The organism is Pantoea sp. 18069, from assembly GCF_902706035.1.
GTDB lineage: Bacteria > Pseudomonadota > Gammaproteobacteria > Burkholderiales > Burkholderiaceae_C > Comamonas.
The window spans coordinates 1-24,506 of sequence record NZ_CACSJA010000053.1 but is presented as its reverse complement, the minus strand read 5'-3'; the positions used below and the strand labels follow the sequence as shown (position 1 = coordinate 24,506).

Below are 24,506 nucleotides of genomic sequence, written 5' to 3'. Positions count from 1 at the left end.
GGGCGTGGGGGGGCGAAGCCCCCCCATCTCGTTTTGCCTTGGGGCGGCCCGACGGAAAAACCATGGGCCTCCACGCTTGCTCGCTGCGTCCTGAGCCTGCCGAAGGACTGCCTGGGGGGCAAAGCCCCCCACCGCGTTTTGCCTTGGGGCGGCCCGGCGGCAAAACCAAGGCCCCCACGCTTGCTCGCTGCGTCCTGAGCCTGCCGAAGGACTGCCTGGGGGGCAAAGCCCCCCACCGCGTTTTGCCTTGGGGCGGCCCGGCGGCAAAACCTGCTGCGTGGGCCTCCCGGGGGCTTGCCGGCTCGCTATGATGGAATCCACCATCCCTACCGTCCGACAAAGCGCCCCATGTCCTCTACCGCCACCTCTCTTCCCAGTTACGCAGACGTATCCGCGGCCGCCGAGCGGCTCGAGGGCGTCGCATTCCGCACCCCGGTCAGGCGTTCGCGCATGGCCGACGCGCAGTTGGGTGCGCAGCTGTTCTTCAAGTGCGAAAACCTGCAGCGCATGGGGGCGTTCAAGTTCCGCGGCGCCTACAACGCCTTGTCGCAATTTTCCGAAGCGCAGCGCAAGGGCGGCGTGCTGGCATTTTCCTCGGGCAACCATGCCCAGGCGATCGCGCTGTCGGCGCGCCTGCTTGAAATGCCGGCCGTGATCGTCATGCCCGAAGACGCGCCGGCCGCGAAAATGGCCGCGACGCGTGAATACGGCGCCCAGGTCGTCACCTACAACCGCTTCACCGAAGACCGTGAAGCGATCAGCGCCCAGCTCGCCCAGCAGCGCGGCATGACGCTGATCCCGCCGTTCGACCACGCCGACGTGATCGCCGGCCAGGGAACGGCGGCCAAGGAACTGTTCGAGGAAGTGCCCGACCTCGACTATCTGTTCGTCTGCCTGGGTGGCGGCGGCCTGCTGTCGGGCAGCTTGCTTGCCGCGCAGGCGCTCGCGCCCCAGTGCCGCGTCTATGGCGTCGAGCCGGAGACCGGCAACGACGGCCAGCAATCGCTGCGCAGCGGCGCGCTGGTGCGCATTCCAACGCCAAGGACGATTGCCGATGGCGCACAATCCCAGTCGCTGGGCGATATCACCTTTGCGCTGATCCAGCCCGCGGTCGAAGACATTCTTACTGTGTCCGACGAGCAATTGGTTCAGGCGCTGCGCTTTTTCGCCGAACGCATGAAAATCGTGGTCGAGCCCACCGGCGCCCTGGCCTATGCCGGGGCGCTGCATGGCGGCGTCGAGCTCTCCGGAGCCCGCGTCGGCATCATCATCAGTGGCGGCAACGTGGACCTCGATCGCTACGCCCGCTTTCTGGCGGACTGACGCCCGGCCGCCACCGGCCCGCGGACCTGGTCCGCTGGCCCTCCATTACCCTGCCCGTACATACAACACACATGAGCCAAGTTCATCTTATCGACCACCCGCTGGTGCAGCACAAACTCACGCTGATGCGCCGCAAGGAGGCCAGCACCAACAGCTTCCGCCGCATGCTCGGCGAGCTCAGCACCTTGATGGCCTACGAAATCACGCGCGACATGCCGCTGCAGGACATCGAGATCGAGACGCCGATGGAAACCATGACCGGCAAGGTGATTGACGGCAAGAAGCTGGTGCTGGTGTCCATCCTGCGCGCGGGCAACGGCTTTCTCGACGGCATGCTCAATGTCGTGCCCGGCGCGCGCATAGGCCACATCGGCCTGTACCGCGACCCGCAGACGCTGCAACCCGTCGAGTACTACTTCAAGATGCCTTCGGAGATGGCCGAGCGCGACATCATCGTCGTCGACCCCATGCTCGCCACGGGCAACTCGGCGGCCGCCGCCGTCGCGCGCCTCAAGCAGCTGAACCCCAAGTCGATCAAGTTCATGTGCCTGCTGGCCGCGCCCGAAGGCATTGCAACCATGCAGAAGGCCCACCCCGATGTGGCCATCTACACCGCCGCCATCGACCGCGAGCTCGACAGCCACGGCTATATCCTCCCCGGCCTGGGCGACGCGGGCGACCGGATCTTCGGAACGAAATAGGTCCACCCCCTGAGAGGCTTCGCCTCTTCCCCCTCTCAACCTTCGGTGGAGGGGGACGGCAGCCTCGCTGCGGGGCGGCCCTTGCTCGCTGCCCCCACGCTGGGGCGCGCCAGTATCAAAGGCTGTGAACTGCGCCTGAAATCGCTCCCGCTCGGATTGGATTGCATTAGAAACAAAAAAGCCCATTGCGCCAACAAGTGGCTCAATGGGCTTGATGGCGCGGCCGGCATTACGCTGGCCGGCAAAGTGATTAGTCGACCAATCCAACGAACATGTTCTGGACGTCGTCGTTGTCGTCGATGCCGGCCAGGAAGGCCTGCACTTCCTCGAGCTGTTCGGCGCTCAGGCTGGCCGCGCTGATCGGCGTCTTGGCCTTGTAGCCGAGCTTGGCCGACAGCACCGTGAAGCCTTGTGCGGGCAGCGCCTTGCTGACCAGGTCCAGATCGGTGGGGTCGGTCAGGAACAGCGTGCTGCCTTCGGCGTCGCCTGCTTCGAAGTCCTGGGCACCTGCTTCGATCGCAGCGACCTCGGCATCGGCACCGGCTGCAGCGGGTTCGGCCTCGATCATGCCCACATAGTCGAAGTCCCAGGCCACCGCGCTCATCTGGCCCTTGCGGAAAGCCACGCGCATTTCGGGCGCCGTGCGGTTGACGTTGTCGGTCAGGCATTCGACCATCACCGGCACCCGGTGGGGCGCATAGCCTTCATAGATCACATGTTCGAAGTTGACGGTCTCACCCGTCAGGCCCGCGCCCTTCTTGATGGCGCGCTCTAGCGTGTCCTTGGGCATGGACACCTTGCGGGCCTGCTCCACGACCAGGCGCAGCTTGGAGTTCGCAGCCGGGTCGGCGCCGCCGCGTGCGGCGACCATGATTTCCTTGGCCAGCTTGCCAAACAGCTTGCCCTTGGCATCGGCAACCTGTGCCTTGCCCTTCGATTTCCACTGCGCGCCCATGAATTGTTTTCCTTCAGGTAAAAGGCACGCACGCCCCCACCGGGCACACGCACCCCAAAGGGAGCAGGTTATACACCTGTAGCGTGGGGAATGCAGCGCCCGGCGCGCGCATTGCCGGTGAAAAATTTCGCCCGGCCGCCGGCGCATTGCCTTGCAATGCTTCCCGAATCGGATGCAATCCATTGATTTTATTGAATATTCCTGGGCTGCACGGGAGCCCGGAACGCCTGGCGCTGCAGGCATGCGGGCATGCGCTCCACGCCGCAAGGGTCGCCGCCATCCAGGGGTTTAGCCAAGTGCGTTGCAGGGGTATGGCGTGCAGCCTGGATATGCACAAAACTATGCTGACAGCGATGGCCTCCTTGCAGGCCCTGAGCCCTGCCCTTTTTTTGCCTCTCCGGGAGAAGACTGCCCATGCGCCCAAAGTTCACCCTCCTCATCGCTGCCTTCGCGGCTGCCCTGGCGGGGGCCGCACCCGCCAGCGCACATCCGCTGGCAGCCACGCCTGCGGGCGCCGACGAACCACGGGTCGAGGCAAAGGCCGTGGCCAGCGGCCTCGAGCACCCCTGGGCGCTGGCCTTCCTGCCGGGCGGCCGCTATCTGGTCACCGAGCGGCCTGGCCGCATGCGCATCGTCGAGGCCGACGGCCGGCTGCGCGCGCCCCTGGCCGGGCTGCCGCCGATCGCCGCGGGCGGCCAGGGCGGCTTGCTCGACCTGGTGCTCGACAGCGATTTCGCGCGCAACCGCACGCTGTATTTCTGCTTTTCCGAGCCCGGCGCCGACGGCAACACTGCCGTGAACAGCACGGCGCTGGCGCGCGCGCGCCTGTCCGAGGACGCCACGCGCCTGGAGAATGTGCAGGTGATCTTCTCGCAGCAACCCAAGTACGCGAGCCGCCTGCATTTCGGCTGCCGCATCGTCGAGCGCGAAGTCGGCGGCAAGCCCGACGGCACGCTGTTCCTCGCGCTGGGCGAGCGCTCCAGCGCCAAGGAAGAAGCGCAGAACCTGCGCAACCATTTCGGCAAGGTGGTGCGCGTGGGCAAGGACGGCAAGCTGCCCGAAGGCAACCCGTTTGCGGGCCGCGCCGATGCCCTGCCGGAAATCTGGAGCTACGGCCACCGCAGCCCCCAGGGCGCGGCGCTGGCGCCCGATGGCCAGCTCTGGGTGCATGAGCACGGGCCCCAGGGCGGCGACGAAGTCAACCGGCCCGCGGCGGGCCGGAACTACGGCTGGCCGGTGATCACCTATGGCGAGAACTATGGCGGCGGCGCCATCGGCAAGGGCATCACGGCGCAGACGGGCATGGAGCAGCCCCTGCACTACTGGGTGCCGTCGATCGCCCCATCGGGCATGGCCTTCATCACCAGCGACCGCTATGGCGCGGCCTGGAAAGGGCAGATGGTCGTCGGTGCGCTCAAGAGCCAGATGCTCGAGCGGCTGACGCTGCAGGACGGCCGCATCACGGCCCGCCATCTGCTGCTGCCGCAACTGGGCCAGCGCGTGCGCGACGTGCGCCAGGGGCCCGACGGCTGGCTTTATGTGCTGACCGACGCGCGCAACGGGCAGTTGCTGCGCGTGCAGCTCACGGAGCGCTGAGACCCAGCATGCCGGCGACCTGCGCGTAGTCGCTCTCGTCCACCGCCACCAGGCCCTGTTTGCCCAGCAGTTGCAGGGCCGGCATCAGCAGCGGCTGCTGCCCGAGGAAGGCCAGACGCAGCCGCTCCTGCAGCGCCGGACATAGCTTGCGGCGCACGACCAGAGGATCGGTGGGCAGCGGCGGCGACTTCCACAGCGTGCGCAGCGCGCCGGCCGCGACGGCCCTGCGCTGCTGGGCCAGCGCCAGGCTGTCGCTCGAGACAAACGCCGCATCGACCAGCCCGTCATGCACGGCCGCAATGGCCCGGGAGTGCGAGCCCGCATACGCCACGCGTGAAAAATAGTCTTCGAGCTGCATGCCGGCCTGCGTTTGCATGGCCTGGCGCGGCAGCAACGCGCCCGACGTGCTGGCCGGATCCACAAGGTTCAGCGTGGCGCCGCGCAGGTCCTGCCAGCGCCGAAAGCGCGATGTGCTGCGCACGATCAGCAGCGCGTGGTAGCGCGTCAGCACGCCGGGCTGCTTGACCATCGCGGCCACCGGCCGGGCCGCAGCGCCGCTGCGCTGCATCTGCACGTAGGTCGCGGGGCCGAGTTCGGCGACATCGATGCGCCCGGCCTGCAGGCCCTGCACGACGGCCGAGTACGACGCCCCGGGCACCACGTCCACGGGCATGCCCAGCACCTGCGCAAGTGCCTGGGCCAACTGGCGGTAGCCGCCGACCTGCGCCTCATCGCGGTTCTTGGGAATGAAGGCCAGCCGCAGCCTGTGCGGCAGCTCGCATGGCTCGCCGGCTTCGGCGGCGCGCGAAGGGTGCATGCCGGCCGCCACGCCGCACAGGCCCAGCAGTTGGGTCAGTGCCCGCCGGCGGGGGTGGCGGGTGTCCGCACAAGGGTTCATCGCTGCAGGCCTTTCATGCCGGGTACAGATAGGCCGCGCGCAGCAGCTCCTGCGCCGCTTTCGCGCCCACCGGGCGGCTGAGGAAATAGCCTTGCGCCTCGTCGCAGCCGGCCGTCTTGAGGTAGACCAGCTGGTCCATCAGCTCCACGCCTTCGGCGACCACGCGCATCTTGAGGTTGTGCGCGAGGGTGATCACCGAGGTCACGATCACGCCCGCCTCGCTGCTGCTGCGGATGTCGTTGACGAACGAACGATCGAGCTTGAGGGTGTCGATCGGCAGGTCCTTGATCTGGCTCAGGCTCGAGAACCCGGTGCCGAAATCGTCCAGGCCTATGGACACGCCCATGGCGCGCACCTGTTCGAGCACGCTCAACGCCAGCTCACGCGGCTCGAGCAGGCAGCTTTCGGTGATCTCCATGCTCAGGTCGGCGGCCTCGATGCCATGCTGCGCGATATGCGCGGCCAGGCGCTCGGCAAACGCGCTGTCGCGCAGCTGCACCGGCGAGACATTGAAGGCGATGGGCACCGGCTCGAGCCCCAGCGCGCGCCAGGCAGCGACCTGCCGGCAGCAGGCCTGCAACACCCAGTCGCCGAGCGCGCGTATCGCCCCCGTGGTTTCGGCCGACGCAATGAATTCGCCGGGATAGATCAAGCCGTACTCGGGGTGCTGCCAGCGCACCAGCGCCTCGAAGCCCATGATGCGGCAGTCGTGCAGCCGCACCTTGGGCTGGAAATGCAGCACCAGCTGCTGGTCAGCCACGGCGCGCGGCAACTGGCGCTCGAGCGCGTAGCTGCGCGCGCTGTCGGCGCCGGCCGTGGCGTCGTAGTAGGTGAAGCGCCCGCGGCCCGCGCGCTTGCTCGCATACATCGCGGCGTCCGCATTGCGGCACAGCAGCGTCACGTCATGGCCGTCGCGCGGGAAGAATGCCACGCCAATGCTGGGCGAGACCTGCAGGCTGTGGCCTTCGAGCCCCTCATAGGGCTGGCTCAGGCAGTCGACGAGTTTCGCCGCGAGCGCGTCCATGTCGGTCATCGCATCCATGCCCGTGACCAGCACCGCGAACTCGTCGCCGCCCATGCGCGCGATGATGTCCGAACTGCGCAGCAACTGGCGCAGCCGCTGCGCGACCGCCTGCAGCAACAGGTCGCCCACATGGTGGCCCAGCGTGTCGTTGATCGCCTTGAAGCGGTCCAGGTCCAGGTACATCAGCGCATAGAACTTGCGGCTGCGCCGGGCCAGCGCCAGGTGGCTGGCAACCAGTTCATTGAACATGCGGCGGTTGTGCAGCCCCGTGAGGTGGTCGTTCGCGGCCAGCTCCAGCGCCTTGGCCTTTTCCTGCTCGAGCTGATCGATCAGCATGTGCTTGTCGCGGTTGGCGACGCTCAACGCGGTGAACAGCCCTTCCTGGTGGCGCAGCACACGCAGCATGCCGCCCACGGCCAGCAGCATGCAAAAGCTCAGCACCCCAAGCAAGGTCCAGACCTTGCGGCTGTCTTCGCGCTGCGGGCCGTGCACCCATTCGAGACCCCGGCTCGCGACCACGAGAAACGGCGAACTGGCGCTTCGCCGCCAGCTGAAATGGCTTACCGGGCCACCGGGCTGCAGCGCGGCCACGATGGCGCCGCGGTTACCGGTCATGCGCGCCACCGGCGCCACCGGCTCGCGCGAGAACGGCATGGTCAGGCCCTGGGGTCCGAGCTCCGCGAGCGCGCCGCCCTGCGCGTCGAGCAGGTGGATCGCGCTGCCCGCGCCCATTTCCACATCGCGGTAGAGGTTCAGGAAATAGCCCAGGTCCAGCATCAGCAGCAGATACCCGCCCGCCGCGCCCGCGCGCGGCGATGCCTCGGACTCGAGCGGGCGCAGCGCATAGACCAGCGGAATCTGCCAGAGGTCGGGATGGCCGGAGGCGGCGGACCGGGCCGCGGGCAGCAGCCGCGCGTGGCCTTGTTCCGGCACCTGCAGCGACATGCGCAGGCTCGCCATCAGCGGCGCGGACTCGCTGGCGGACAGCGCATACGACGAATCAACGGGCTGCAGCGCCGCATCAAGCAGCACATAGCGCGCGAAACTGTGCTCGGCGACCAGCATCGTCGACAGGCGCCGGTGTATATCGGCCTGCTGGCCGCGCGCATGGCCGGCGAGCGCGTCGCCCGCGGCCAGGGCCATCAACTGGCCCTTGTTGACCACCTGTGCGAGATTCTCGGCGACGACCGCCGCCAGGCTGGCCTGCTGCTGCGCCGTGCTGATCTGCTGCTGCGCGCGTTCGGCCTTGACGCTTTGCCAGGCCAGCCACCAGACCAGCCCGAGCACCAGCAAGGCGGCGGCAATGCAGGCCAGGCGCATTCCGCGCCATCCCATGCGCCACGGCATGGCCGAGACCGGCCGGCGCAAGCGCAGCAGCAGAAACAAACAACGGTCGTACAGGGCAGTCACAGAGCGGGCGCAGACAGGCAGATCGCTGAATCATGCAAAAACGGCAAGACAACTTCGTGACAATTTGGAACACTTCTCGAAGGAAGCGCTGTTTGTGACAGATCACAAAGTCTGTGACGGCCCGCAAGCCGCGACAATAGCGCCCAGACCGCGCAGCCAGCGCCGGCGCGCCATTCCTATCAGGAGATCACCGATGCTCAATGCCTTGTGGCTGGGCTTTTTCATCATCGCCGCGATCGCGGCCCTGGCCCAGTGGCTGGTCGGTGGGCACAGCCAGGTGTTCGCCAGCATGGTCCAGGCGCTGTTCGCCATGGCCCGGCTGTCGGTCGAAGTCATGGTGCTGCTGTTCGGCACATTGACGCTGTGGCTGGGTTTCCTGCGCATCGCCGAGAAAGCCGGCGTCGTGCAATGGCTGGCCTGGGCGCTGGGCCCGCTGTTTGCCAGGCTGATGCCCGAAGTGCCGCGCGGCCACCCGGCGCTGGGCCTGATCACGCTGAACTTCGCGGCCAACGGGCTGGGCCTGGACAACGCGGCCACGCCCATAGGCCTCAAGGCCATGCGCGAGCTGCAGACCCTGAACCCGCAGCCCGACACCGCGACCAATGCGCAGATCCTGTTCCTGGTGCTCAACGCCTCGTCGCTGACGCTGCTGCCGGTCACGATCTTCATGTACCGCATGCAGCAAGGCGCGCTCGACCCGACGCTGGTGTTTCTGCCCATCCTGCTCGCGACTTCCGCGTCCACGCTGGTGGCGCTGCTGGCCGTGGGCCTGGTGCAGCGCCTCAAGTTGTGGCACCCCGTCGTGCTGGCCTACCTGCTGCCGGTGGCGCTGCTGCTGGGCGGCTTCATGGCGCTGCTGGCCACGCTCAGCGGCGCGGCGCTGGCCTCGCTGTCATCCCTGCTGGGCAATCTGACGCTGTTTGGCCTGATCATGCTGTTTGTGGGTCTGGGCGCCTGGCGCAAGGTGGCGGTTTATGACAGTTTCATAGAAGGCGCCAAGGAAGGCTTCGATGTCGCCAAAGGCCTGCTGCCCTATCTCGTGGCCATGCTCTGCGCCGTGGGCGTGTTCCGCGCTTCGGGGGCGCTGGACTATGCGCTCTCGGGCATTCGCTGGCTGGTGGACCTGGGCGGCTGGGATGCACGCTTTGTCGATGCACTGCCCACGGCCCTGGTCAAGCCGTTTTCAGGCAGCGCCGCGCGCGCCATGCTGATCGAAACCATGCAAAGCCAGGGCGTGGACAGCTTTGCCGCGCTGGCCGCCGCAACCATCCAGGGCAGCACCGAGACCACCTTCTATGTGCTGGCCGTGTACTTCGGCGCCGTGGGCATACAGCGCGCGCGCCATGCGGTCGGGTGTGCGCTGATCGCGGAGTTCGCTGGGGTGGTGGCGGCGATTGCGGTGTGTTATCGGTTCTTTGGCGGGATGTGAACGCCTGGCGAGCAGCAGTTTTCTCCCCTGCGCCCCTTCGACATGCTCAGGGTGAGCGGGAACGTGAGTGCCGTGGGCTCACTGTAGATTTCTGCCCTTCGACGGGCTCAGAACGTGTTCACGATCTCTTCGCGCCGCGACAGAGCCTTGGCGGGATGGGATGCTAGGCGCAGTACCGCAGCAATAGCCCTGCTATTGCGAGGATCTGCAACGACGCAGACCGCCCGCCAAGGCACTGTCCCGAAGGGTTGGGACGAAATCGGGCGATTTCTTCGCGCTGCAGCTTGCTTGCACCCCGGTGCAAGCTGCGCCCCAGCGCTTCGAACTCATCCCGATTGCGTCCCAACGCGACGCGTTGAGATCATGAACACGTTCTCAGGGCGAGCGCCGGCTTGAGCGTTCGTTCTGAGTCCGAGCCTGCCGAAGGATCGCAAGGTGAGCGGCAAAGACTCAAGCCTCGGGCACTATCGCCGCAGCGTAGTCGTAAAGCGCCCCCAGAATCTCCTCGCCGCGCTCGTCCGCGGTCTCGGACAATTGGTCGATCTCGGCAAACATGCGCTCCGCCGTGCGCGCTCCGCCCTTGCCGTCCAGCAGGCAGGCGGCGCAGTGCTCGACCCAGCGCTGCTGCTCTTCGGGCGACAGGGTGTCGGCAAAGTTGCGTGCGCGGTAGCGAAAGACCAGTTCGCCCAGGCGGGCGTCGTCAAAGCCGGTGCGGTCCATGGCCAGCTCCAGCGGCGTGAGCGCGCGCAGGTGGTTGAGACGGCGCCGGTCCTCGTTGCCGACAAAGCCGCCATAGAGGTCCTGGTCGGGGTCGACCGGCGTGGCGGCTGCGGGGCGCTGGAATACCTGCTTCCACAGCGCGCTCATGTCGGGCAGGTCGCGCGCGATGGCCGCGTACTGCAGCGACTGCTCCATGTCTATGCCCCACTGCTGGGCCATCGCCGGGCTCAGCGTCTTGAGACTGCCGACCACCATCGGTGACTTGTTGATGTGAATGCTCTTGATCGGCAAGCGCACCACGCCTTCGGGCAGGTCGGCGGCGCGGGTGAACATGCGCAGGCGCAATTCGTCGACGCCCAGCCGCGCGAGTTCGGACGGGTCCTGGGACAGGTCCCAGGCCAGGATTTCGTTCTTGTTCGTCGGATGGGTGGCCAGCGGCCACATCACGGCAATGCAGCCGCGCGCCGCGCCAAACATGCCCGACACATGCAGGAAGGGCTTGGCGTGCGCCGCGACCGCGGGCAGGCCCAGCTCGCGCAATACGCGGTCTTTCTTGTGCAGGCTGAACGCATAGTCGAACAGCCGCGGCTGGTGCTTGCGGATCAGCCGCGCCAGCGCAATCGTCGCGCGCACGTCGCTCACGGCGTCATGCGCCTGCTCGTGCACCAGGCCATTGGCGCGCGCCAGGTCTTCGAGCTTGAAGCTCACCGTGCCGTCTTCCTTGCGCGGCCAGACAATGCCTTCGGGGCGCAGCGCATAGACCATGCGCACCACGTCGAGCAGGTCCCAGCGGCCGCAGCCGTTTTGCCATTCGCGCGCATAGGGATCGATCAGGCTGCGCCAGAACATGAAGCGCGTGATCTCGTCGTCGAAGCGGATCGAGTTGTAGCCCACGCCCACCGTGCCGGGAGCAGCGAACTCCTCCTCGATGCGCGCCGCGAACTCATGTTCGGGCACGCCCTGGGCCACGCAGTGCTGGGGCGTGATGCCGGTGATCAGGCAGGACTGCGGGTCGGGCAGGTAATCGTTGGACGGCTGGCAGTACAGCGCCAGCGGTTCGCCGATCTCGTTGAGCTCCATGTCCGTGCGTATGCCAGCGAACTGCGCCGGGCGGTCATAGCGGGGTTGGGCACCGAAAGTTTCGTAGTCGTGCCAGAAGAAAGTGGTATCAGCCATGAGCGAAGTATGCCCGGGAATGGCAGGCCCTTGCGTATCAAAGTAGTGGCGAGCACAGCCGTGCGACCGAATCACCGAGCCGCGGAAAGAAGCGCTGCTTGCGCCCGTAGTGCACCTGGCGCGCGTTCTTCAGGTCGCGCATGAACTGCCCGGCCAGATCGCCGTTGAGCTTGAGCCCGTAGGCCACCACGCAGACTTCGTAGTTGAGAAAGAAGCTGCGGTGGTCGAAATTGGCCGTGCCGATGATGGCCATGCTGTCGTCGACCACCAGGGTCTTGGAATGCAGCATGCGCGCGCGGTATTCGTAGACCTTGGCGCCGCAGGCGATCAGTTCGTCGAAGTAGGAACGCGCGGCCGCGGTGACGATGAAGGAGTCGGATTTCTCGGGCACCAGCAACTGCACGTCGACACCGCGCAGCGCGGCGTTGGTCAGCGCCGTCATCGCCGCCTCGGTGGGCACGAAATAGGGTGTCGTGAGCCAGACGCGCGCGTCGGCCGCGTTGATCGCCGCGACATAGGCGCGGTGTATGGCTTCGAGCCGGTTGTCGGGCCCGGAGCTCACGATCTGTAACGCGTACTGGCCTTCGTCGAGGTCGGGCAGCAATTCGTCGAGGTCGGGCGGCTCGACCGGGTGGCTGCGCTCGAGCGCATACGACCAGTCTTCGAGGAACACCGTCTGCAACCAGTTCACCACCGGCCCTTCGAGCCGCAGATGCACGTCGTGGTAGGCGCAGTCCATCACGCGCTTGTCTTCCTCGTCGGTGATGTTGACGCCGCCCGTGTAGCCCACCCTGCCGTCACAGACCAGGATCTTGCGGTGGGTGCGGAAGTTGATCACCGGGCGCAGCCGCCGGCCGATCTTGGTCGGGTGGAAGAACGCGAACTCACCGCCGGCCGCGACCAACGGCGCGTAGAACTTGCGGCGTATCCTCTTGGAGCCCATGGAGTCGACGAGCATGCGCACCTTGACGCCGGCCTGGGCGCGCTCGACCAGGGCCTGCATCAGCGCGCGGCCTGTCTGGTCGGGCTCGAAGATGTAGTACTCGAGGTGCACGTGGTGGCGCGCCGCGCGCACCGCCTCGAGGATGCTGTCAAAGGTCCGGTCGCCGCCGACCAGCAGCTCCATGCGTTCGGCACTGCTCACCGGAAAGTCTGCCGTGCGGCTCACCAGCCGCGCGACCTGGTGCAGGCGCTCGGGCGCGGCCGGAATGCGCTCGCGCAGCCGCGCGGCGCTCAGGCGCAGGGGCGAGGACTTGCGGCTGCGCAGGCGCTTGTTGCGCAGGCGCTTGAGCCGTTGCGGCCCGAAGAAATAGTAGACGCCCAGGCCGCCCACGGGAAGCGCGGCCAGCGCCAGCAGCCAGCCCAGCGTTGCCGCCGGTGCGCTGCGCTGCAGCAACACCCAGACGCCGATCACCAGCGCATAGACCGACCAAATCACCCAGAACAGCGAGTAGGTGTTCTCGGCGCTCCAGAAATCGCTGAACCATTGCACGTACAGGCCTTTGGAAAAATAAAAAGCCGACAGCGCAGGGCTGTCGGCTTGAGAGGGCTAAAGCGTCACGCACTCAATCGGTCGTGGCCTCTTCGGGCTCGGCGGGTTCGGACCGGCCCTTGTCCTTGCGCGGCAGGGGCTGGATGTCGAGCTGCACTTCGCCCGGCGCATCGCCCTCGCCTTCGACCCAGTCGACGCCCAGGCGCCCACCGTCGACCAGGCGGCCGAACAGCAGTTCGTCTGCAAGCGAGCGGCGGATGGTGTCCTGGATCAGGCGCTGCATGGGACGCGCGCCCATCAGCGGATCGAAGCCCTTCTTCGCCAGGTGCTTGCGCAGCGTGTCGGTGAACGTGACTTCGACGCGTTTTTCCGCCAGCTGGGTTTCGAGCTGCAGCAGGAACTTGTCGACCACGCGCATGATGACCTGCTCGTCGAGCGACTTGAAGCCCACGATAGCGTCCAGCCGGTTGCGGAACTCGGGCGTGAACAGGCGCTTGATGTCGCCCATTTCGTCGCCCGCCGCGCGCGGGTTGGTGAACCCTATGCTGGCCTTGTTCATGGTCTCGGCACCCGCATTCGTCGTCATGATGATGATGATGTTGCGGAAGTCGGCCTTGCGCCCGTTGTTGTCCGTCAGCGTGCCGTGGTCCATGACCTGCAGCAGCACGTTGAAGATGTCCGGATGCGCCTTCTCGATTTCGTCGAGCAGCAGCACCGCGTGCGGCTTCTTGGTGATGGCTTCGGTCAGCAGGCCACCCTGGTCGAAACCGACGTAGCCCGGAGGCGCACCGATCAGACGGCTCACCGCATGGCGTTCCATGTACTCCGACATGTCGAAGCGGATCAGGTCCACGCCCATGATGAACGCGAGCTGCTTGGCGGCCTCGGTCTTGCCCACGCCCGTGGGGCCGCTGAACAGGAACGAACCGATGGGCTTGTCACCCTTGCCCAGACCCGAGCGCGCCATCTTGACGGCCGAGGCCAGCACTTCGAGTGCCTTGTCCTGGCCGAACACCACGCTCTTGAGATCGCGCTCGAGCGTCTGCAGCTTGCTGCGGTCGTCGTTGGAGACGTTGGCGGGCGGAATGCGCGCTATTTTCGCGACGATTTCCTCGATCTCGGTCTTGCCTATGGTCTTCTTGCGCTTGGACGCAACCAGGATGCGCTGGGCCGCGCCGGCCTCGTCGATCACGTCGATCGCCTTGTCAGGCAGGTGGCGGTCGTTGATGTACTTGGCCGACAGCTCGGCCGCGGCCTGCAGCGCTGCCGACGCGTACTTGACGTTGTGGTGCTCCTCGAAGCGCGACTTCAGCCCCTTGAGGATCTCGATGGTCTCGGACACCGTGGGCTCGACCACGTCCACTTTCTGGAAGCGGCGCGACAGGGCCGCGTCCTTCTCGAAAATGCCGCGGTACTCGGTGAAGGTCGTCGCACCGATGCACTTGAGTTGGCCGCTCGACAGCGCGGGCTTGAGCAGGTTGGAAGCATCCAGCGTGCCGCCCGAGGCCGCGCCGGCACCGATCAGGGTATGGATCTCGTCGATGAACAAAATGGCGTTGGGCTTGTCCTTGAGCGACTTGAGCACGCCCTTGAGGCGTTGCTCGAAATCACCGCGGTACTTGGTGCCCGCGAGCAGCGAGCCCATGTCGAGCGAATACACCACGCCTTCGGCGAGGATTTCCGGCACATCGCCCTGGGTGATGCGCCATGCCAGGCCTTCGGCGATTGCCGTCTTGCCCACGCCGGCCTCACCGACCAGCAGCGGGTTGTTCTTGCGGCGGCGGCACAGGATCTGGATCGTGCGCTCGACTTCGTAGTTGCGCCCGATCAGCGGATCGATCTTGCCTTCCTTCGCGGCCTGGTTCAGGTTGAGCGTGAACTGCTCGAGCGGCGACGCCTTTTCCTGGCGCTCGCCACCACCGCCTTCCTCGCTTTCGGCCTGGCCTTCGGACTTCGCGGCCTCGGGCGGCTCGCTCTTCTTGATGCCATGGGCAATGAAGTTGACCACGTCCAGGCGCGTCACGCCCTGCTGGTGCAGGTAGTAGACCGCATGCGAATCCTTCTCGCCGAAGATCGCCACCAGCACGTTCGCGCCGTTGACTTCCTTCTTGCCATTGCCCGTGGACTGCACGTGCATGATGGCGCGCTGGATCACCCGCTGGAAGCCCAGCGTGGGTTGGGTATCGACTTCGTCGCTACCGGCGACCTGCGGCGTGTTGTCCTTGATGAAGTTGGACAAGGATGCGCGCAGATCATCAATGCTCGCCGAGCAGGCGCGCAACACTTCGGCCGCACTGGGGTTGTCGAGCAGCGCGAGCAGAAGGTGTTCCACGGTAATGAACTCGTGGCGCTGCTGACGGGCCTCGACAAAGGCCATGTGCAAGCTGACTTCCAGTTCCTGGGCAATCATGAGAGGACTCCTTTGGGCTTGCGTGATTTCATTATGGAGATAAATCGGGGCGGTTGCAGCTTATTCAACCGGCTCCAACGTTGCCTGTAGTGGATGACCCGCCTTCAACGCGGCCTGGTGCACCTGATCGACCTTGGTGGCAGCGATATCGCGCGGGTAGACACCGCAGATGCCGCGTCCGTCGAGATGGATCTTGAGCATGATCTGGGTGGCGGTCTCGCGGTCCTTGCTGAACAGTTCCTGGAGCACGGCAATGACGAACTCCATCGGCGTGTAGTCATCGTTGAGCATGACGACCTGGTACATCTTGGGGGGCTGCACACGCTGCGCGCGCCGCTCCATCACGACCGAACCAGCGTCATCGGCGCCTGGCCCCTCGGGGGGCTTTGGTGGAATGGAAGGGGGTTGTGTTGCCATGAATTCATTCTAGCGAGCCGCTGAGGCTCTTTTGTCTTCCCAGATGGGAAGGGAAACACCAATTTCAAGCCTGCGCGTGCGGCATTTTCCGCCACGGGCGCGCAAAAGCTCTCTTTTCATTCGTAGATGACCGATACCTGGCCGCTGCCCGCCTGCGCCGTCCAGGCCGCGAGCGCCGCATCGCTGGGGTAGAAACGGCTGCTGTCGCCCAGTTGCAGCTCGGCCGTGGCCGCGCCCTGCGGCGCCTCGCAGCGCAGCCCCAGGCGCACGCGCAGGCCATGCAGTTGGGGCTCGCCCTGCTCGCGTTCCTCGCGCCGCGCGGGAAAATCGCCGAGCACGCGGATCACGTCGGGCATGACTTCGCCCACGCTGACCTGCAGATAGCGCCCGAACTTGCAGCGCGCATCGGCCAGGCTCCACAACTGCTGGACCTTCATGCGCAGGCCGCCGCTGAAATGGTCGAGCTGCAGCCGCCCGCTGACGACGACGAACTCGTCTTCCTTGAGCAGTTCCTTGTGCGCGTTGAGCACGGCTTCGTCGGCCGAAGCCTCGATCACGCCCGATTTGTCGTCGATCTTGAACAGGCCCAGGCGTCCGCGCTGGCCGGTGATGGCGCGGAAGTCGCTGATGATGCCGGCCATGACCTGGGGCTCGCGGCTGTCGCGCATCTCCTCGATGCGCGTGCGCACGAAGCGCCGCACTTCGGTCTCGACTTCGTCGAACAGATGGCCAGAGAGGTAAAAGCCGACAGCGGTCTTTTCCAGCGTGAGGCGCTCCTTGATGCCCCAGGGCATGCGCTCGGCGAGTTCGGGCTCCTGCGTGCTCGAGCCCACGGCGTCCTCGCCCATCATGTCGAACAGGCCGCCCTGGTTGGCGTTGGCGTGGGTCGCATTCGCGAACTCGAACGCGGTGTCTATCGACGCCACCAGCGACGCGCGGTTCTGGTGGATGGCGTCGAAGGCCCCGGCCTTGATCAAGGCTTCGAGCGTGCGCTTGTTCAGGCGCGTGCGGTCCACGCGCAGGCAGAAGTCGAACAGGCTCTTGAACGGGCCCTTTTCCGCGCCCCTGGGGCCCGTGCCCGTGCCTTCGCGCGCGGCGACGATGGCTTCGATGGCCGCCTGCCCTCCGCCCTTGACGGCGCCCAGGCCGTAGCGGATGACCTTGTCGGTCACGGGCTCGAAGCGGTAGCGGCCGCGGTTGACGTCCGGCGGCTCGAAGGTCAGGCCCATCTTCAGCGCGTCTTCATAGAGCACCTTGAGCTTGTCGGTGTCGTCCATTTCCACGGTCATGTTCGCGCAGAAGAACTCGGCCGTGTAGTGCACCTTGAGCCAGCCCGTGTGGTAGGCCAGCAACGAGTAGGCCGCGGCGTGCGACTTGTTGAAGCCGTAGCCCGCGAACTTCTCCATCAAATCGAAGACTTCGTCGGCCTTTTCCTGGTTCAGGCCATTCTTGGACGCACCTGCGCGAAACAGCTCGCGGTGCTTGGCCATCTCGTCGGCCTTCTTCTTGCCCATCGCGCGGCGCAGCAAGTCGGCGCCGCCCAGCGAGTAGCCGCCGAGCACCTGGGCGGTCTGCATCACCTGTTCCTGGTAGACCATGATGCCGTAGGTCTCGGCCAGCACCTTCTCGACCATGGGGTGCGGGTACTCGACGACCTCGCGCCCGTGCTTGCGCGCCACGAAGCTGGGAATCAGGTCCATGGGACCGGGGCGGTAGAGCGCGTTGAGCGCGATCAGGTCCTCGAGCCGGCTGGGCTTGGCGTCGCGCAGCATGCCCTGCATGCCGCGGCTTTCAAACTGGAACACCGCTTCCGTCTTGCCTTCGGAGAACAGCCTGTAGGTCGGGTGGTCGTCCAGCGGAATGCGCTCGTAGGCGAAGTTTTCCTGGCCCTTGTGGCGCTGCATGATGAATTCACGCGCGATCTCGAGAATCGTCAGCGTCGCCAGGCCCAAAAAGTCGAACTTCACCAGGCCGATATCCTCGACGTCGTCCTTGTCGAACTGGCTCACGGCGGAGTCGCTGCCCGGCTGCTGGTAGAGCGGGCAGAAATCGGCCAGCCGGCCCGGCGCGATCACCACGCCGCCGGCATGCATGCCGATGTTGCGCGTCATGCCTTCGAGGCGCTGGGCCATCTCGATCAGCGTCCTGACGTCCTCTTCCTTCTCCATGCGCTCGGCGAGCATGGGCTCGGCCTCGATCGCATAGGTGTACTTGTCGCCCTCCTTCTTCGGGTTGGGCGGGTACTTGAGCGTGACGTGCAGGCCCGGCTTGTTCGGGATCAGCTTGGAGATGCCGTCGCAGAACGTGTAGCTCATGTCGAGCACACGGCCCACGTCGCGGATGGCCGCGCGCGCGGCCATGGTGCCGAAGGTCGCGATCTGGCTCACCGCGTCGCGGCCGTAGCGCTGCTTGACGTAGTCGATCACGCGGTCGCGGTTGGACTGGCAGAAATCGATGTCGAAGTCGGGCATCGACACGCGTTCCGGATTCAGGAAGCGCTCGAACAGCAGGTTGTATTCGAGCGGATCCAGATCGGTGATGTTGAGCACATAGGCGACCAGCGAGCCCGCGCCCGAGCCCCGCCCCGGCCCGACCGGGCAGCCGTTGTTCTTGGCCCACTTGATGAAGTCGCCCACGATCAGGAAGTAGCCCGGAAACCCCATCTTCAAAATGGTGCCCAGCTCGAACTCCAGCCGCTCGACATAGCGCGCGCGCTGCTGGTCGCGCTTGGCGACATCGGGGTAGAGCAGCGCCAGCCGCACTTCGAGGCCGTCGAACGACTCCTGGCGGAAGAACGACTCCATCGTCATGCCTTCGGGCACGGGGAAGTTCGGCAGTTGCGGCTCGCCCAGCACCAGCGTCAGGCTGCAGCGGCGCGCGATCTCCACGCTGTTGGCCAGCGCCGACGGCAGGTCGGCAAACAGCGCTTCCATCTCCGCCTGGGTCTTGAAGCATTGCTCGCGCGTGAAGCGCCGCACGCGCTTGGGGTTGCCGAGGATCTCGCCTTCGGCGATGCACACGCGCGCCTCGTGCGCTTCGTAGTCGTCGGGCGCGAAGAACTGGATGGGGTGGGTGGCGACGACCGGCAGGTTCAGGCGCGCGGCCAGTTGCGCGGCCGCGAGCACATGGGCTTCGTCGTCGGCGCGGCCCGCGCGTTGCAACTCCATGTAAAAGCGATGCGGAAACATTGCCGCAAGGCGCAGGGCCGTGTTGGCCGCGCCCGCCATGTCACCGCGCATCAGCGCCTGGCCCACGGGACCGGCCTGGGCGCCCGACAGCACGATCAGGCCTTCGCCCAGCTCCTGCAGCCACTCCCAGGTGTGGACCGCCTGGGACTTGACGACGTTGCGCGTCCAGCCCCGCGCCAGCAGCTCGCAGAGGTTGTGGTAGCCGGTCTTGTTCTGCACCAGCAGGATCAGGCGCGACGCGGCAGCGCCCTCCTCGCCTTCGAGCTGGATCTCGGTGCCGAGCACGGGCTTGACGCCCTTGCCCCGGCCTTCCTTGTAGAACTTGATGGCGCCGAACATATTGTTGTAGTCGGTGATCGCCATCGCGGCCTGCCCGTCTGCCGCGGCTGCCTTGATGATGGAGTTGATACGGGTGGTTCCGTCGACGACGGAAAACTCGGAGTGCAGGCGCAAATGAACAAACATGGGCAGCATTGTAGAAAGGCCTGGGGACTACAGCCCAAAGCCGGCACCCGCCGGCCCCGCGCGGCGCGGGCCTTTGCGGCCATTACAATGCGGTTCCTAGCGCGTTTTCGCTTCGATGCCTGTGGGGATCCAGCCTTCGACTCTTCGACAGGCTCAGAGCCCAGGGTGAACGGTGGATGTTCCGTTCGTCCTGAACTTCCCTAGGCGGGCCCGTCGAAAGATGAACGCGCGCCAGCTCTGCACTCCCGTGGGAGCGCCACCAGATGCCCCTTATTGCCAGAAAGCTTCCTGCCATGCTGCGTTTGTCCTCGCCTCTTCTTCCTGCCGTGCTCGCTGCGGGCTTGCTGGCGGCTTGTTCCAGCACCCAGGAAGATCCAACGGCCAAGTGGACTCCCGACCGGATCTACTCCGAAGCACGCGACGAGGTCTCGGCCGGTGCGTTCGACAAGGCCGTGCCGCTGTTCGAAAAGCTCGAAGGCCGCGCCGCGGGCACGCCGCTGGCCCAGCAGGCCCAGCTCGAAAAGGCCTATGCCCAGTACAAGGCCGGCGAAAAAGCCCAGGCCCAGGCCACGCTCGATCGTTTCCTCAAGCTGCACCCGGCGAGCCCGGCCACCGATTACGCGCTCTACCTCAAGGGCCTGGTCAACTTCAACGACAACCTGGGCATGTTTGCCTGGCTGTCGCGCCAGGACCTGTCCGAGCGCGACCAGCAGGCGGCCAAGGATTCGTACGAGTCCTTCCGCGCGGTCGTGACGCGCTTTCCCGAGTCCAAGTACGCGCCAGATTCCCGCCAGCGCATGACCTATATCGTCAACTCGCTGGCCCAGTACGAAGTGCATGTCGCGCGCTACTACTTCGATCGCGGCGCCTATGTGGCCGCGATCGGCCGCGCGCAGACCGCGCTGGCCGAGTACGAAGGCGTGCCGGCGATGCGCGAAGCGCTGCAGATCCTGATCAAGTCGTACGACGCGCTGGGCATGGCCCAATTGCGCGACGATACCCAGCGCGTGCTCGAAACCACCTTCCCCGAAGGCGGCGCCCCGGGAACGGCCGGCGTCACGCCGAAGTCCAGCCCCTGGTGGAAGTTCTGGTAAGCGCCAGCGCGGCCAGCGCCGCGTCGTAATCGGCCGCGGTCTTGAGGCGGCGCATAGGCGGCAAGGCCGCGAGCAGCCGCCGGCCGTAAGGCTTGGCAATGAGGCGCGTGTCGGCAACGACCAGCACGCCCTGGTCGGTCTCGCGCCGTATCAAGCGCCCCGCGCCCTGCTTCAAGGCCATCGCGGCCTCGGGCAGCATGTAGTCGCGAAACGCGCTGCGCCCCACGGCTTCGAGCTGCTGCGAGCGCGCCTCGACCAGCGGGTCGTCGGGCGGGGGAAACGGCAGCTTGTCGATCACCACCAACTCGAGCGCGTCGCCGGGCATGTCCACGCCCTCCCAGAACGTCGCCGACGCCACCAGGATGCAGCCCTTGCCTCCGTCCTGCTGGCCTGTACGAAAGCGCTCCAGCAACAGCTGTTTTGGCGCCTGGCCCTGGACCAGCACCTCCAGGTCGGAAAACAGCCCGAACTGTGCCTGCAATGCGGCGCCTATCACCTGCAGCGCCTTGGTGGTCGTGGTCAGCACCAGCGTGCGCCCGCCCAGCACTTCGGCCGAACGCTGCACCAGCGCCGCGACTTCGGCGCTGTGCGTGGGCGTGCCGGGCGCGGGAAACTCCGCGGGCACATAGACGCCCGCCTGCCGGGCGTAGTCGAACGGGCTGTCCACTCGCAGGATGCGCGCGTCGCGCAGGCCGCAGGGCTCGGTGAACCAGCTCAGCCCGGCGTCGTCGCCCAGCGTGGCCGAGGTGAATATCCAGGCGTCCGGGCGTCCGGCATCCGGGCGGCCGGCGTCCCGGCGGCCCGCGCCGGCCACGGCTTCGCCGGGATGCTCGCCTTCCTGCAGCAGTCGCGTGCGCACGATGCGCGCAATGCTCAGCGGCGATTCGATCATGCGCAGGTGCCGGCTGCCGATGTCGAGCCAGCGCACCGTGTCGTCGCTGCTCGTCTTGCCGAACAGCGCCAGACGGCGCAGCAGCGCTTCGCCGCGCGCATAGAGCTGGCGCAATTCGGCCGCCATTTCCTCGACGCCGCCGAGTGCGACCAGCGCCGCATGCAAGGCCTGGCCCAGCGCCGAGAAAGCCCGCGACCAGACCAGCGCATCGAGCCCGTCGGGCACGGCGCCCAGCCAGCGCAGGCGCTCTCCCACGGCCGAGCGCCCGGCCGCGAGCCGCAGATCGCGCACCGTGCGCTCCAGGTCGGCACTCAGCTGCATCCAGTCGCCCATGCCGCGCGCATGCTCCAGCGTCTGCGCGAGGAAATCGCGCCCATAGCCTTGCAGCTGGGCCGTGCCCACGAGCGTGCCCGCGAACTGGATGCCGGTTTCGTTGAGCTGGTGGGCCTCGTCGAACACCACCACGCCGACCGAGGGCAGCAGCTGCGCCACGCCCGATTCGCGCACTTCGAGGTCGGCAAAGAACAGATGGTGGTTGACCACCACCACATCGGCGGCAAGCGCCGCGCGCCGCGCGACGTTGAGGTGGCAGGGCTCGAACTGCGGGCAGGCGCTGCCCAGGCAATTGTCGCGCGTCGACGTGACCAGCGGCCAGACGGGCGAGTCCTCGCCGACGGCCGACAGTTCGGCCAGATCGCCCGTGGCCGTGGTGCGCGCCCATTCCTCGACGCGCGCCAGCGTGCGCAGCAGTTGCGGGTCCTGCGGCGCACCCCGGCCTGACGCGGCCCGGCCCTGGCGGGCCTGGCCCAGATGGTGCTGGCACAGATAGCTGGGCCGCCCCTTGAGCTGGGCCATGCGCAGCGGCAGGCCCAGCATGCGCGTGAGGCTGGGCAGATCGCGCGCGAACAGCTGGTCCTGCAAGGCCTTGGTGGCCGTCGAAATCAGCACGCGCTGGCCGCTGAGCAGCGCCGGCACGAGATAGGAATAGGTCTTGCCCACGCCCGTGCCGGCCTCGACCACGAGCACGCCGCCGCCCGCGATGGTCTCGGCGACGGCCACGGCCATTTCCGTCTGCCCGCTGCGCGGGCGAAAATGCGGCTGCGCCCGGGCGATCACTCCACCGTCCGAGAAAGCCGCTTGCACGGCGGAGAAATAATCGTTCACGCCGCTCCTGGAACCTGTTGAGACTTCACATTGCCGAGGATTCTAAAAGCTTCCCCGGTGGGGTCGATCTGCATGGACTCTGCGGCCCACAGCGCACAGACGGCGCCGCCCCGGGAATAGACTGCAATCCGGCTGCCCGGGCCCGCGCCCGAATGGCCCAGCGGGTGGGCCGCCGCGTCCTGGGCATGCAGCATCAGGCCCAGTCCGTAGGCCGGATCGGGGTGCAGCGCGCAGCGGTGTTCGGGCAGTGGCCGGCTTTCGCACATCTGGGCCAGCGTCTGCGGTTGCAGCAGGTTGCCGTTGACCAGCGCGGCCAGCAGGCGCGCCGCATCGAGCACCGTGCCGGTCACCAGGCCGTGATAGACCCAGCCCGGGTGGTAATGGCGCACATCGCCCATGTTCACGTCGGCGAGATCGGGTGGCAGGCGCGCGAGCCGGGCCGTCGTCAGCCCTGCGGGCTGGAAGACGCAGGTCTTGAGCGCATCCGCCAGGCTCAGGCCAATCGCCTGCGCAATCTGCCGGCCCACATACAGATAGCCCACATTGGAGTAGACCCAGGCCTGGCCGGGCGCGCCGCGCGCCGATCGGACATCGACCCGGTCGAGCAACTGCTCTACCGACCACGGCGTGCAGCCCGCCGCGACATCCCCCTGGTATTGCGCGATCAGCCCGTAATCGGCCAAGCCCGCCTCGTGCCGCAGCAGTTGCCGCAGATTGAAGCGCTCCCCGGCTATGGGGCTGTCAAGGCACAGCATGCCATCCTCGACCAGCCGCAGCGCCGCAATGGCCAGCACGGTCTTGGTGAAGCTCCACCAGGGCACGGGACCGGCGTCACCGCGCACCGTGGGCTTGCCGGAAGAATCTATCAGGGCGAGGGATTGTGCTGCAGGCATGGCGTTGCGCAAAAAAAGGGCGACAGACCGGAGTCTGCCACCCTTGCACTCTCTTGCCCAATGCAGGGAATTCGCCGCGCGGGGCTTAGGGCAGCGACAGGAATTCGCCCACTAACTGATTGAAACGCTCCGCATGCTCCCACTGGGCCCAATGGCCGCACTGGTTGAACACATGGAACTCGGCGTTGCGTATGCCCCAGATCAGCCGCAGGCCCACGTCCATGGGCACGAAACGGTCGTCACGGCCCCAGACCACCAGCGTCCTGGCGTTGATTTCGTGCAGCCGGTGGCCGTAGTCGGGAAACTGCTTGGGGTTGGCTTCGCTGCTCTTGACGAAGTTGTCCAGGTGCTCGCGGTGGGCCAGCATGTTGTTCAGGCGCTGCTGGAACAGGTCGTCGGTCATGCTGCTGGCGTCATGGACGAAGACATTCATCATCTTCTTGAGGTTGTCTATGGTCGGGTTGCGGTAGAGCGCGCCGATCAGCTTGATGCCTTCGGTGGGCATGGGCACGAACTGGCTGGGGCCGCCCGTGCCGCCGCCCATCAGCACCAGCTTGCCGACCTGCTCGGGGTAGCGCAGCGCGAACGCGACGGCGCTGTGCGCGCCCATGGAGTTGCCGATGATGTGGACTTTGCGCAGATCCAGCACATCGAGCAGGCCCTTGAGCGCCGACGCATTGAGGTCCGAGCGCGAGCCGGAATTCACGATGCCGTCGCTCTTGCCCCAGCCCGGGCAGTCGAGCAGGATGACGCGATAGCCCTTTGCGACCAATGGCTCGATGTTGCGGTGGAAATTGGCCCAGCCGGTCGCGCCCGGGCCCGAGCCGTGCAGCATGACGACGACTTCGTCGCCCTGGCCCACGTCGTTGTAGTGCACCTGCAGCGCGAGGCCGGATTCCTGGATGCGCACCAGATGGCTGGTGGCTTGTTCTGTAATGGAGGTGGACATTGCTCTTCCTTGTTGCTTCAGATGGCTGGCATGCCTTGAACGGCCGTGGATCAGGCCGCCGCCGGCGCGCGGTTTTTCAGGAGGTCCAGCGCCACGTCGACGATCATGTCTTCCTGCCCGCCGACCATGCGGCGCTTGCCCAGCTCGACCAGGATGTCGACGGCTTTCAGGCCGTACTTCGCGGCAGCCACTTCGGCGTGGCGCAGGAACGAGCTGTAGACGCCCGCGTAACCGAGCGCCAATGTCTCGCGGTCCACGCGCACCGGACGGTCCTGCAGCGGACGCACGATGTCGTCGGCCGCGTCCATGA

Annotated in this window: 16 protein-coding genes and 1 pseudogene; 5 read left to right on the top strand and 12 right to left on the bottom strand. The window is 66.5% G+C overall.

Going from position 1 to position 24,506, the window contains the following annotated elements:
- The first annotated feature begins 348 nt into the window (after positions 1–348).
- Both GVL12_RS24505 and upp read left to right on the top strand, forming a co-directional pair.
- Entirely contained in the window at positions 349–1,323 is a 975-nt protein-coding gene (locus GVL12_RS24505; protein ID WP_159918174.1) for a threo-3-hydroxy-L-aspartate ammonia-lyase, read from the top strand.
- 71 nt (positions 1,324–1,394) lie between these two features.
- Positions 1,395–2,024, top strand: coding sequence for a uracil phosphoribosyltransferase (upp, locus tag GVL12_RS24500; protein WP_159918173.1), 630 nt, complete (start codon positions 1,395–1,397; stop codon positions 2,022–2,024).
- Between the two features lie 250 nt (positions 2,025–2,274).
- On the opposite strand, the gene GVL12_RS24495 is transcribed toward upp, so the two are convergent.
- The gene (locus GVL12_RS24495; RefSeq protein WP_159918172.1) at positions 2,275–2,979 is read right to left on the bottom strand and encodes a YebC/PmpR family DNA-binding transcriptional regulator; all 705 of its coding nucleotides are present in this window, start codon (positions 2,977–2,979) and stop codon (positions 2,275–2,277) included.
- A gap of 414 nt (positions 2,980–3,393) precedes the next feature.
- On the opposite strand from GVL12_RS24495, the gene GVL12_RS24490 reads away from it, so the two are divergent.
- On the top strand, positions 3,394–4,575 hold the full coding sequence (locus tag GVL12_RS24490; protein ID WP_159918171.1) for a PQQ-dependent sugar dehydrogenase: 1,182 nt from the start codon (positions 3,394–3,396) through the stop codon (positions 4,573–4,575).
- Here the strand turns inward: GVL12_RS24490 and GVL12_RS24485 are convergent.
- Complete coding sequence (locus GVL12_RS24485) at positions 4,562–5,473, bottom strand: phosphate/phosphite/phosphonate ABC transporter substrate-binding protein (protein WP_159918170.1); 912 nt, start codon at positions 5,471–5,473, stop codon at positions 4,562–4,564. The two genes, GVL12_RS24490 and GVL12_RS24485, sit on opposite strands and share 14 nt — an antisense overlap.
- Positions 5,474–5,486: 13 nt before the next feature.
- On the bottom strand, positions 5,487–7,883 hold the full coding sequence (locus tag GVL12_RS24480; RefSeq protein WP_200844059.1) for a bifunctional diguanylate cyclase/phosphodiesterase: 2,397 nt from the start codon (positions 7,881–7,883) through the stop codon (positions 5,487–5,489).
- 217 nt (positions 7,884–8,100) lie between these two features.
- On the opposite strand from GVL12_RS24480, the gene GVL12_RS24475 reads away from it, so the two are divergent.
- Positions 8,101–9,336, top strand: a complete 1,236-nt coding sequence (locus tag GVL12_RS24475; protein WP_159918169.1) for a nucleoside recognition domain-containing protein — start codon at positions 8,101–8,103, stop codon at positions 9,334–9,336.
- Positions 9,337–9,786: 450 nt separating this feature from the next.
- Here GVL12_RS24475 and sbcB read toward each other — a convergent pair whose 3' ends face one another.
- The 5 genes from sbcB to dnaE all read right to left on the bottom strand — a co-directional run bounded on the left by sbcB (position 9,787) and on the right by dnaE (position 19,204).
- Positions 9,787–11,232, bottom strand: coding sequence for an exodeoxyribonuclease I (sbcB, locus tag GVL12_RS24470; RefSeq protein ID WP_159918168.1), 1,446 nt, complete (start codon positions 11,230–11,232; stop codon positions 9,787–9,789).
- A gap of 37 nt (positions 11,233–11,269) precedes the next feature.
- The gene (gene cls, locus GVL12_RS24465) at positions 11,270–12,724 is read right to left on the bottom strand and encodes a cardiolipin synthase (protein ID WP_159918167.1); all 1,455 of its coding nucleotides are present in this window, start codon (positions 12,722–12,724) and stop codon (positions 11,270–11,272) included.
- Between the two features lie 73 nt (positions 12,725–12,797).
- Complete coding sequence (gene clpA, locus GVL12_RS24460; protein ID WP_159918166.1) at positions 12,798–15,134, bottom strand: ATP-dependent Clp protease ATP-binding subunit ClpA; 2,337 nt, start codon at positions 15,132–15,134, stop codon at positions 12,798–12,800.
- Between the two features lie 60 nt (positions 15,135–15,194).
- Positions 15,195–15,551: an ATP-dependent Clp protease adapter ClpS gene (gene clpS, locus GVL12_RS24455; protein WP_159918165.1), complete on the bottom strand. Its 357-nt coding sequence runs from the start codon at positions 15,549–15,551 to the stop codon at positions 15,195–15,197.
- A 116-nt stretch (positions 15,552–15,667) separates the two neighbouring features.
- Positions 15,668–19,204: a DNA polymerase III subunit alpha gene (gene dnaE, locus GVL12_RS24450; protein ID WP_159918164.1), complete on the bottom strand. Its 3,537-nt coding sequence runs from the start codon at positions 19,202–19,204 to the stop codon at positions 15,668–15,670.
- A 293-nt stretch (positions 19,205–19,497) separates the two neighbouring features.
- On the opposite strand from dnaE, the gene GVL12_RS24445 reads away from it, so the two are divergent.
- On the top strand, positions 19,498–20,298 hold the full coding sequence (locus tag GVL12_RS24445) for an outer membrane protein assembly factor BamD (RefSeq protein WP_159918163.1): 801 nt from the start codon (positions 19,498–19,500) through the stop codon (positions 20,296–20,298).
- Here GVL12_RS24445 and GVL12_RS24440 read toward each other — a convergent pair.
- From GVL12_RS24440 to GVL12_RS24425, 4 genes and pseudogenes are all read right to left on the bottom strand, one after another.
- Complete coding sequence (locus GVL12_RS24440) at positions 20,261–22,354, bottom strand: ATP-dependent DNA helicase (protein WP_200844058.1); 2,094 nt, start codon at positions 22,352–22,354, stop codon at positions 20,261–20,263. The two genes, GVL12_RS24445 and GVL12_RS24440, sit on opposite strands and share 38 nt — an antisense overlap.
- Positions 22,351–23,247, bottom strand: a complete 897-nt coding sequence (locus tag GVL12_RS24435) for a serine hydrolase (protein ID WP_159918162.1) — start codon at positions 23,245–23,247, stop codon at positions 22,351–22,353. The genes GVL12_RS24440 and GVL12_RS24435 overlap by 4 nt, the downstream gene beginning before the upstream one ends.
- A gap of 85 nt (positions 23,248–23,332) precedes the next feature.
- On the bottom strand, positions 23,333–24,196 hold the full coding sequence (locus GVL12_RS24430) for an alpha/beta fold hydrolase (protein ID WP_159918161.1): 864 nt from the start codon (positions 24,194–24,196) through the stop codon (positions 23,333–23,335).
- Positions 24,197–24,246: 50 nt separating this feature from the next.
- Positions 24,247–24,506, bottom strand: a pseudogene (locus GVL12_RS24425) (4-hydroxy-2-oxovalerate aldolase); the annotation flags it as partial.